This window comes from Micromonospora sp. CMU55-4, assembly GCF_011602315.1.
GTDB lineage: Bacteria > Actinomycetota > Actinomycetes > Mycobacteriales > Micromonosporaceae > Micromonospora > Micromonospora chalcea.
This window is the reverse complement of sequence record NZ_JAAOLH010000006.1, coordinates 315,040-323,154: the sequence shown is the minus strand read 5'-3', so window position 1 is coordinate 323,154 and position 8,115 is coordinate 315,040. Positions and strand designations below refer to the sequence as shown.

General features: G+C 70.2%; 4 protein-coding genes and 1 pseudogene. 2 read left to right on the top strand and 3 right to left on the bottom strand.

Features of this window, described 5'->3' with window-relative positions; all coding sequences use genetic code 11:
• Positions 1–529: response regulator transcription factor (locus HA073_RS14000; protein ID WP_166456588.1), on the bottom strand; the 529-nt coding region annotated here is incomplete at its 3' end.
• Between the two features lie 156 nt (positions 530–685).
• Here HA073_RS14000 and HA073_RS13995 point away from each other — a divergent pair.
• Both HA073_RS13995 and HA073_RS13990 read left to right on the top strand, forming a co-directional pair.
• Positions 686–970, top strand: coding sequence for a hypothetical protein (locus HA073_RS13995; RefSeq protein ID WP_166456587.1), 285 nt, complete (start codon positions 686–688; stop codon positions 968–970).
• A 231-nt stretch (positions 971–1,201) separates the two neighbouring features.
• The gene (locus HA073_RS13990; protein ID WP_166456586.1) at positions 1,202–1,990 is read left to right on the top strand and encodes a hypothetical protein; all 789 of its coding nucleotides are present in this window, start codon (positions 1,202–1,204) and stop codon (positions 1,988–1,990) included.
• A 185-nt stretch (positions 1,991–2,175) separates the two neighbouring features.
• Here HA073_RS13990 and HA073_RS13985 read toward each other — a convergent pair.
• Both HA073_RS13985 and HA073_RS13980 read right to left on the bottom strand, forming a co-directional pair.
• Positions 2,176–3,363: pseudogene (locus HA073_RS13985) on the bottom strand (IS3 family transposase).
• Positions 3,364–3,555: 192 nt separating this feature from the next.
• A complete protein-coding gene (locus tag HA073_RS13980) occupies positions 3,556–8,070 on the bottom strand; it encodes a tetratricopeptide repeat protein (protein WP_166456585.1) in 4,515 nt (1,504 codons plus the stop codon).
• Positions 8,071–8,115 lie beyond the last annotated feature (45 nt).

The window sequence follows — 8,115 nt, the reverse complement described above, 5'->3', positions numbered from 1 at the left end:
CCTGCAGCAACCTGTACATGGCCCGCTCGGAATAGCCGGCTTCGACCGCCAACCGCGCCACCGTAGTTCCGTTGGCCAGGCGCAGAAGCCATATCCGCTGTTCCTCCGATGGCATCGCCTCGCCAGGATCGCCGGTCGCCTCGCCGGCAGCGAGTACGGTCGCGGTGTTCGACGGCAGCACCGCCTGTCCATCAAGGGTCGCCTCTACCGTGCGGCACAGCGCAGCGGCGGTGACCTGCCTGGGCAGCACCGACCGCGCTCCCGCCCGGAGGGCACGTGCCGCGGTCACTGCGTCGACCTCATCGAATAGGGCAACGACAGCCGTCTCCGTCCGCTCGTGAAGCTGTCCTAGCAGCTGCCAGTCGTCGTCGGCGCCGAGTGTCAACAGAACTACTCCGGTTGACGCCCGACCTGCCCACGCCACCACGTCCTCAGGATCGTCCGCGTCGTAGCCGGCGGCGGACAAGACTGCCACCACCCCCTGGCGGAACATCGGCAAGGGGTCGAAGACGCCGACAGGGACGGCCACGGCCGACAGACCTCCCCAGCGCGACAGAACCTCAGCTTAGACACCGCAGAGCTGCAGGTTTCCGCATGTCTATGGCAGAAGCATGCCGGCACGCCGTCATAGACCCGCGATCCGCGTGCTCCCTAGCGTCGGTCTCCCAAGGCTAGGGAGGTACAGGTGGTCCGTGACGAAGACATCGGCCGTCGGCTGTATCGGCCGCTCCACCTTTACAGCGCCTACGGCGGACCGGACGAGGTCCCCTGGGCCAAGGTCAAGGCGATTATCGAGATGGTCGATCGAAGTCCGGCCGCGTGGACGCCCCGGCTCATCTACGAGGAGATCCGGGAGGCTGGGCGTCACGACATTCCTGAGGAATTGGTAAACCTGGTGATGAATGACCTCGCTGGGGTAACGGTGGATAAGGTCCTCGGCGACTCCATGAGCCCGGTGGACCTCCGGTAGTGGGGTAAGGCCGGCTGAGTATGGCGCCTGGCTGAGGAGCCACCTTCTTGACAATGCGGTGCTGCCGGAATCGGCAGCTCGACGGCAGCAGCGGGCGGTCGCTGCAGCCGCTGTGTACCGCCCCCAAACCGCCGGGTGCCCGTCGCGCGATCCGCGTTCCGCTGTGTCAACGCCGGGCGGCTGAAGTTTTCAGGCGGAGCCGACACAGCCAGATCATGTTCCGGCGACCAGGTGATCGAACTGGGCACCTGCCGGTGGTGGTTGACTGACCGGGTGGCGTTGGATCGGGAGTTGGTGGTGGCTCGTCGGCCTCGTGATGTGGTCGACGTTGCCGGCCGCTGGATCGCCGAGGCGTTGGGGGAGCACGGTTTCTGCTGGCTCGTGAAGACTCGGACCGTGCATCGGCAGGTCGGTGGCGTGGTGCAGCAGGTTGCCTTGCAGGCCGGGTCGTACAACCGTGTCGGGGGGCTCATCTCGATCTCCACTCATGTGGCGGTACGCGACCCGGCAGTGCGGACGTGGCGGCTGGCGCACCCGCAGGTGGTCGCCGAACCCGTCGACCGCGACTTTGTCTGCGGGCACCTGCTGGGCTATGCGTCGGGTCGGGCTAACGGGTACGTGTACGGCGATGCTCAGGACGGCGACCTCGACCTGACCGATCCCGCGCAGCGTGTTGGGCACCTGGGGCGGTTCGTGGCGATGGTGCGAGAGGGCGTGTTGTCGTGGTTCGCCGAGGCCAGCGAGCCCGACTCGATCGTCAGCTCGCGCGCCGGCGACTACACCGTCGACCCGGTCGCGGTTCTGGAGTGGCTCGCTTACCACGGCCGATTCGATCTCGTCCACAGCTACGCCGAGCGGTACCGCGCACGCCGTCCTGGTACCGAACGACGGTGGGTGGACGGCGCCGCAGCCGCACGTGAGGGACGCCCGTGCCAGCACAAGGGTGACTCGGTCTGGGCCATGGCGTGGTCGGCGACCATGCTCACCACGGGCGCCGGTGACCAGCGGCTGAGTGGGTGATCGGCCGCGGGCGGTGAATTTGGCCCCGCTGTGGAGGGCGGCAGGCTCCCACGCTTTCTGATCCGCGCGGCAGTGTGCCGGGTCTTGTATCGGCGGTCACGCTGCGCCGGTGGTAGGGCTGCCGGATACATGGAGTGTTCCGGTGGTACGGGCGGGTCTGCTGCACCGATAGGTGACAGGTTCAGTCACGCGGCCTGACTGGCCGGCGGGTTCATGATGGTCTCGTACTCGATAGGGGTCGACCGGGACAGGGATCGTTGGCGTCGGCGGCGGTGGTAGGTCCGTTCGGCCCAGGTCACGATCGCGGTTCTCCGCTGTTGCCGGGTCGTCCAGGTGCGGCGGTCGAGGACGTTGTTCTGCAGCAGGCCGAAGAACGATTCCATCCCGGCGTTGTCGCCGGCGGCGCCGACTCTGCCCATCGACCCGGTCATGTGGTGCTGGTTGAGGGCGTGGACGAATTTCCGGCTTCGGAATTGCGACCCGCGGTCGGTGTGCAGCACGCAGCCGGCCACGTCACCACGGCGGGCTACGGCGTTGTGCAGGGCGTTGACCGCCAGGCGGGAAGTCATCCGTGAGTCGATGGAGTAGCCGACGATCCGGTTGGACCACACGTCCTTGATCGCGCACAGGTAGAGCTTGCCCTCGCCGGTGCGGTGCTCGGTGATGTCGGCCAGCCACAACCGGTTCGGGCCGTCGGCGGTGAAGTCCCGCTGGACCAGGTCGTCGTGCACCGGCGGACCGACCTTGCCGCCCTTGCCCCGACGCTTGCGCTTGCTGAACGCGCTCCACCAGCCCATGCCGGAGCAGATCTTCCAGGCGGTGCGCTCGACCGTCGTTTGGCCGGCAGCGCGGGCCTCATCGGCCAGGAACCGGTAGCCGAACTCCGGGTCGTCGCGATGGGCGTCGCACAACGCGTCCGCCCGATACGCCGCCACCGGCTCGGCGTCGGTGACACGGCGGGCACGCCACCGGTAGTAGGGCTGACGAGCGATGGTCAATACCCGGCACGTCACCGCCACGGGGATCCCGTCAGCGGCCAGGGATCCCGTCAGCGGCCAGCTCGCTCACGAGCGGGTAGAGCCTTTTCCCGGCAGATGCGCCTGCGACAGGTACGCCGCGGCCCGGCGCAGGACCTCGTTCTCCTGTTCGAGGAGCTTGATCCTCTTACGGGCCTCGCGCAGCTCGGCCGACTCACCACGGGTCACGCCCGGCTTGGCACCGACCTCGACGTCGGCCTGGCGAAGCCACTTGAACAACGTCATCGGGTGGACACCGAAATCCTTCGCGATCTGCTCGACCGTCACACCGGGATCACGATCACGGGCCACCCGCACGACATCATCGCGGAACTCACGGGGGTAGGGCTTGGGCACAGCAACATCCTTCCAGCTCGCTCACAGGGCAAGCCATCTCTGATGTCACCTATCGGTGCAGCAGACCCTAGTCGCCGAATAGGGCATTGCATCTGGGGCAGGCGAAGGCCACATAGAAGTCGCCGACGGTCTTGCTGTAGCGTGTGCTCGGCGCGGTGTCAGCTGTCGGAAGGTGGCTCGGCCCCTCGCCGGTCACGGCTCGGCGACGCCCGTCGTGGGCGCGGGTTGCCCCTCCGACAGCAGCTGGGCCAGGTTGCCCGGCGCCTGCCGGTTGCCGGCCTCAGCAGCGAGCCGGAACAGCCGCTCCGCCTCGGCGCGGTGCCCGCGCGTCTGCTGCAGCAGGCCGAGGTTGTTAACGGCGCCGACGTCGCCGGCCGCCATCGCCTGCAGCAGGAACGGCTCGGCCTCGTCATGCCGCCGCTGGCCGTGCAGCAGCGCGCCCAGGTTGTTCGTCGCGTTGACATCCCCGTCCGCGGCGGCCGCCCTCAGCAGCTCCTCCGCCGCCTCGTGGTCGCCGCGCTGCTGCAGCAGCAGTGCCAGGTTGTTCCGCGCGGGGAGGAAGCCGCCGGCGATGGCCTCCCGGTAGAGCCGCTCGGCCTGGCCGAGGTCGCCGCGCTCGGCCAACAGGATTGCGAGCCGGTTCTTGCAGTAGTCGTCGCCGGCGTCGGCGCCCTGCCGAAAGAGGTCGGCGAGCAGGGCAGTCTTGCCCTGCTCGGCCAGCCGGTTGGCGAGGCGCAGCGCCTCGCCGCCGCGGCCCTGCCGCTCAAGGAACTCGCCGTACTCGGCCGCCAGCTCGATCGCGCCGCTGCTGATCGCGGACAGGTAGCACATTCCGGCCTTGTCGGGCTGGCTCAGCTGCAACAGCACGCGGGCGTGATCGGCCCGGGCTGGGGCGTATCCGCTCGCGGCCGCCTGCGCGAAGTAAGGCTCCGCTTCGGCGGGGCGGCCGAGCGCGCGTAGAACGACGCCGAGGTTGTGGGCGACAAGGGGCGGCCCGTCGGGCAGCGCCTCGCGGAAGGCCTCCTCGGCCTCCGCCAACCGGCCCTCGCGGTAGAGCAGCGCGCCGAGCTGGATGCCGGCCGCCCAGTCGCCCACCTGCCGGTAGCGGGCGATCGCCTCTTCGATGCGACCCTGCGCGGCGGCGTCGTCGGCGATCGTCCGCAGCGCGTCGGAGTCCCCAGCCTCGGCGGCACTGTTCAACCATCGGGCCGCCTCGTCGTCGCGTCCGGCGGCGCGCAGCACATTCGACAGGACGTACATGCCAAGCCCATCGCCGTGTTCAGCGCCGCGGCGGCCCGCGGACTCGGCGATCTCCGTCAGCTCGGCCTCGTGGGCGGCCTTGGCGATGCTCCAGCACTCCTCTGGTGCGGCGTGCTCGGCGACGGCCCGCCACACCGCCTCCGGCACGGGCGGGTAGTCCGGGTCGGCCACGATCGCGTTGAGAAGTGGGCGTAGGAGCTGGTAGCCGTCGTCGTGGCGGCGCAGCGCGGCGACGCCGTCGGCGACCGGCTCGCCCGCCCAGGCGAGGGCGGCCCGCAGCCGCTCCGGTCCCATCGGAGGAATGCCGAGATCGGCCAGTAAGACGCTTGCCACCGCGCCGAGCAGCTCGGCCGGGAGCAGCCGGCGAAACCCGCAGCGCAGGATGTCCACGGCGGCCCGCAGTACAGCGTCGCCGAAGACGTTGCCGCTGCGCCGCCAGCGCCGCAGCAACACGCCGACTAACTCCTCAGTTTCGTCGGTTTGCACCGGCGGCGGTTCGAGGTCGCCCATCGGGTGGTGGCCGATGACGCCCCCCGGTTCGAGGCCGAAGCGGGCGAGGCGTTCAGCCTCATCCTCGCGACCGGCCTGCCGGAGCAGGTCGACTGCCTCGGAGAAGCCATCCTTTCCGCACTCGGCGGAGTGCAGGTACGCCTTGACCGCCTCCTCCGTCCGACCAGCCTCTCGGTGCCGCAGCGCGATGGCGGCTAACGCGTCGACATCCCCGCACGCGACCTTGCGGTACAGATCGGCCAGGTCGAGCCCCTGGTGCCCGGCAAGGTGAATGCCGTCGGCGTAGGGCGCGCCTCGCGGCTCGAGGACGTCGAATATTTCGGCCCCGTAGGTGTTGTCCACGACTCCGGTCCAGTCGAGGTGTCCGCTGCGGTAGATCTTGCGCCTGGCTTCGCCGAAAGCGTGGGCCCACGAGCGGGCCCGGACACGCGCCGCGAGATCGCTGTCGTCGTGCTGGATCCACTCGATCGCCTGCTCGGCGCGCCCCACCATATGGAAGATCTTCGCCGCGACGGTGACAACCTCTCCGTCGTCGTGGAGGTGGTCGAAAAGCCACCGCAGCGTTTCGGCTGTGTCCCCGGTCTCCGCGAGGGCCTGCGCGCCGTGCACAACCGCGAGCGATCGGCCTTTCCACGCCACCTCGTAGAACACGTCCGCAGGGTCGGTAACAGTGCGCTTAGATCGGCGGTCCAGCCGTTCGGCCAGCCACCGCGCTTCGTCGTGCACCTCTTTGGAGGCTGGGTCCCGCCGCTTGTACCAAGTTACGACCTGGCTCCGCTCGACATCGGCGGCGCGTTCGTACCAGCGCAGGGCCTCCGCCAGCCGCCCGGCCCGATGCAGCGCCCGGCCAGCGTCGAGCAGCGCCAGCTGGGCACCGGTGTTGCCGAAGGGCAGGTGCGTCGTGAAGTCGAGGATCCCGAGCGGGATCCGGTGGTCTACCCAGCACCGAAACCGCAGGGTGGAGTTGTACCAGACCAGGTCGTCGTCGTCCGGGTTGGCAGCGCGTTCCCACCACTCCAGCGCCTCGTCCAGCCGTCCGGCGCGGGCCAGGCTGCGGGCCGCGCGGATCCCCGCGTAGTGGGCGTGGTCCCCCGCGTCCGCGGCCATCCGCCACCAGGTCAGCGAGGCGTCGACCAGGCCCAGGTCGGCCAGCGCCTGCGCGGCGTACTCCAGGGCCAGGGAAAAGCCGGCGTCGGCCGCGCGCTCGTACAGCATGAGCGCCTGGTCCACCTCTCCCACAACGGCCAGGTGGTGCGCCGAGACCAGCAGGGCGTCCACGTCGCCGGCCTCGGCCGCCGGCTCGTACAGCGCTACGGCGCGACGGTAGAGGTGACGCCGGTCGGCTTCCTGGGCGATGGCCGGCAGGTCCTGCTCCGCGCCGTGTTCCCGCAACGCATCCCACGTCGACGCCGGCACGAGCACCGCGGCGCGGGCCCGGCGCGCCCACTGGTCGAGATAGTCCGCCAGCCCGTACACCGGCAGCGACGCATCCATGGGACGGCCGGCGACCGGTCCGGGCACGCCCCGGCACGGCGCGCCGGTGTACGCCAGGGCCTTTTCGAACCAGTCTTCTGCCAGCCCTTCCCGCTGCCGGTCGGTCAGGTAGCCGGGCGCCGCGCGCCGGAGCAGAACCCTGCTCAGGTTGGGGCCGTGACCGAGCCGGCGCGCGTCCATCGCGGCCTCGACGACAGCCTTGGCTGCAGGCGGCGCGGTCCGATACCGCTCCAGCAGCGCCGGGCCGCCTGCCAGGTATTGCGCCACCTCGCCGTCTCTGGCGTGTTCCAGCGCCTCGCGCAGCCGGGCGTCAGACCATGCCGCTTCGGCCGCGCCTTCGCGGTCCGATTCGGCGAACGACTCCGGCACGACTAGGTCCGTGCCGGTCAGCAGGCTACGAGCCTGGGCATGCGGGTCGCTCGGACCGGGTGGTGGCGGCACGGTGAGCCGGGCCCAGTACTCGGGCCAGGTCGTGCCGAGGATGAGCACCGGCCCCCGGTCCGGGTCGCGCAGTAGCTCGCGCAGTCCGGCCGCGACTCGCTCGCCTGCTGCCGGGTCGTGCAGCAGGTAGTCGTGCAGGTCGTTGAGCCAGAGCACGGTCCGCGGGCCTACGGCAGCGAAACCCCCGAGGAGCGCCTCGCTGCGGCCAGGGCTGAGCGGATGCCACAGTCGCCACGTGTCGGGCAGCAGCCGCAGCGCCTCCCAACAGGCCCTGGTCTTGCCGGTCGATGACCCGCCGACGAGCACCCGGATCACGCTGCGGCCGTCCATCGCGCTGGCAACGATCCGGCCGAGCTCGGCGTCGTGTTCGCGCCGGACGTACTGAGGCAGGACGTCCGCGGGGTCGGCGCCGGCGTTGATGGCGGGATGGACCTCCAAGGCGAACGGGTCCGTCCACTCCCGGATTGGCCGTCCGGCGGGCGTCCGCGGTTCATCGGCGCCGGGTCGGCCCGCCAGGTGCGCCAATTGATCCCGCACCGCCGCGAGCTGCGCCAGCACCACCCGGTTGAACAGCGGCGACCGGGCCGTGCCGGCCTCCTGCAGCAGCTCATCGGCAAGCGCGTACCGGAACCGGGACATCGCTGTGTCGAAGTCGGTCAGGAAGGTCTGCGGGTCGAACCCCAGCTCCTCGAACCGCTCGCGCAGTCGGGCGGGGTCTGGCCCACGCTCCTCCAGCGCTGCCGCAAGCAGCATCTCGGCTATCGCAGCGTCGGTGACCAGCCGACGGAGCTGGCCCTCGACCAGCGTCACCAGGTCCGGCGTCAGCTCGTCCTGCCGTGCCTGCGCCACGTCCGTCGCCAGCACGCCAAACGCTCGGGTGAACGCCCGCCGTAGCGCCCGGGTTTCGGCATCCCCGAGGCCGATGTCGCGGGAGTGGAGATAGGCGGCTTTGAGCACGTCGGTCGCGAGGTTGGTGGCAATGCCGAACAGCAACGGATCCATGGCGGCCCGTCCTCCTCAACTCGGCCTCGACAGTATCGGGCCGCC

What these genes read in the sequence shown, in the direction of transcription:
- HA073_RS13980 (WP_166456585.1), bottom strand. Translation starts at nt 8,070, where the DNA reads ATGGATCCGTTGCTGTTCGGCATTGCCACCAACCTCGCGACCGACGTG.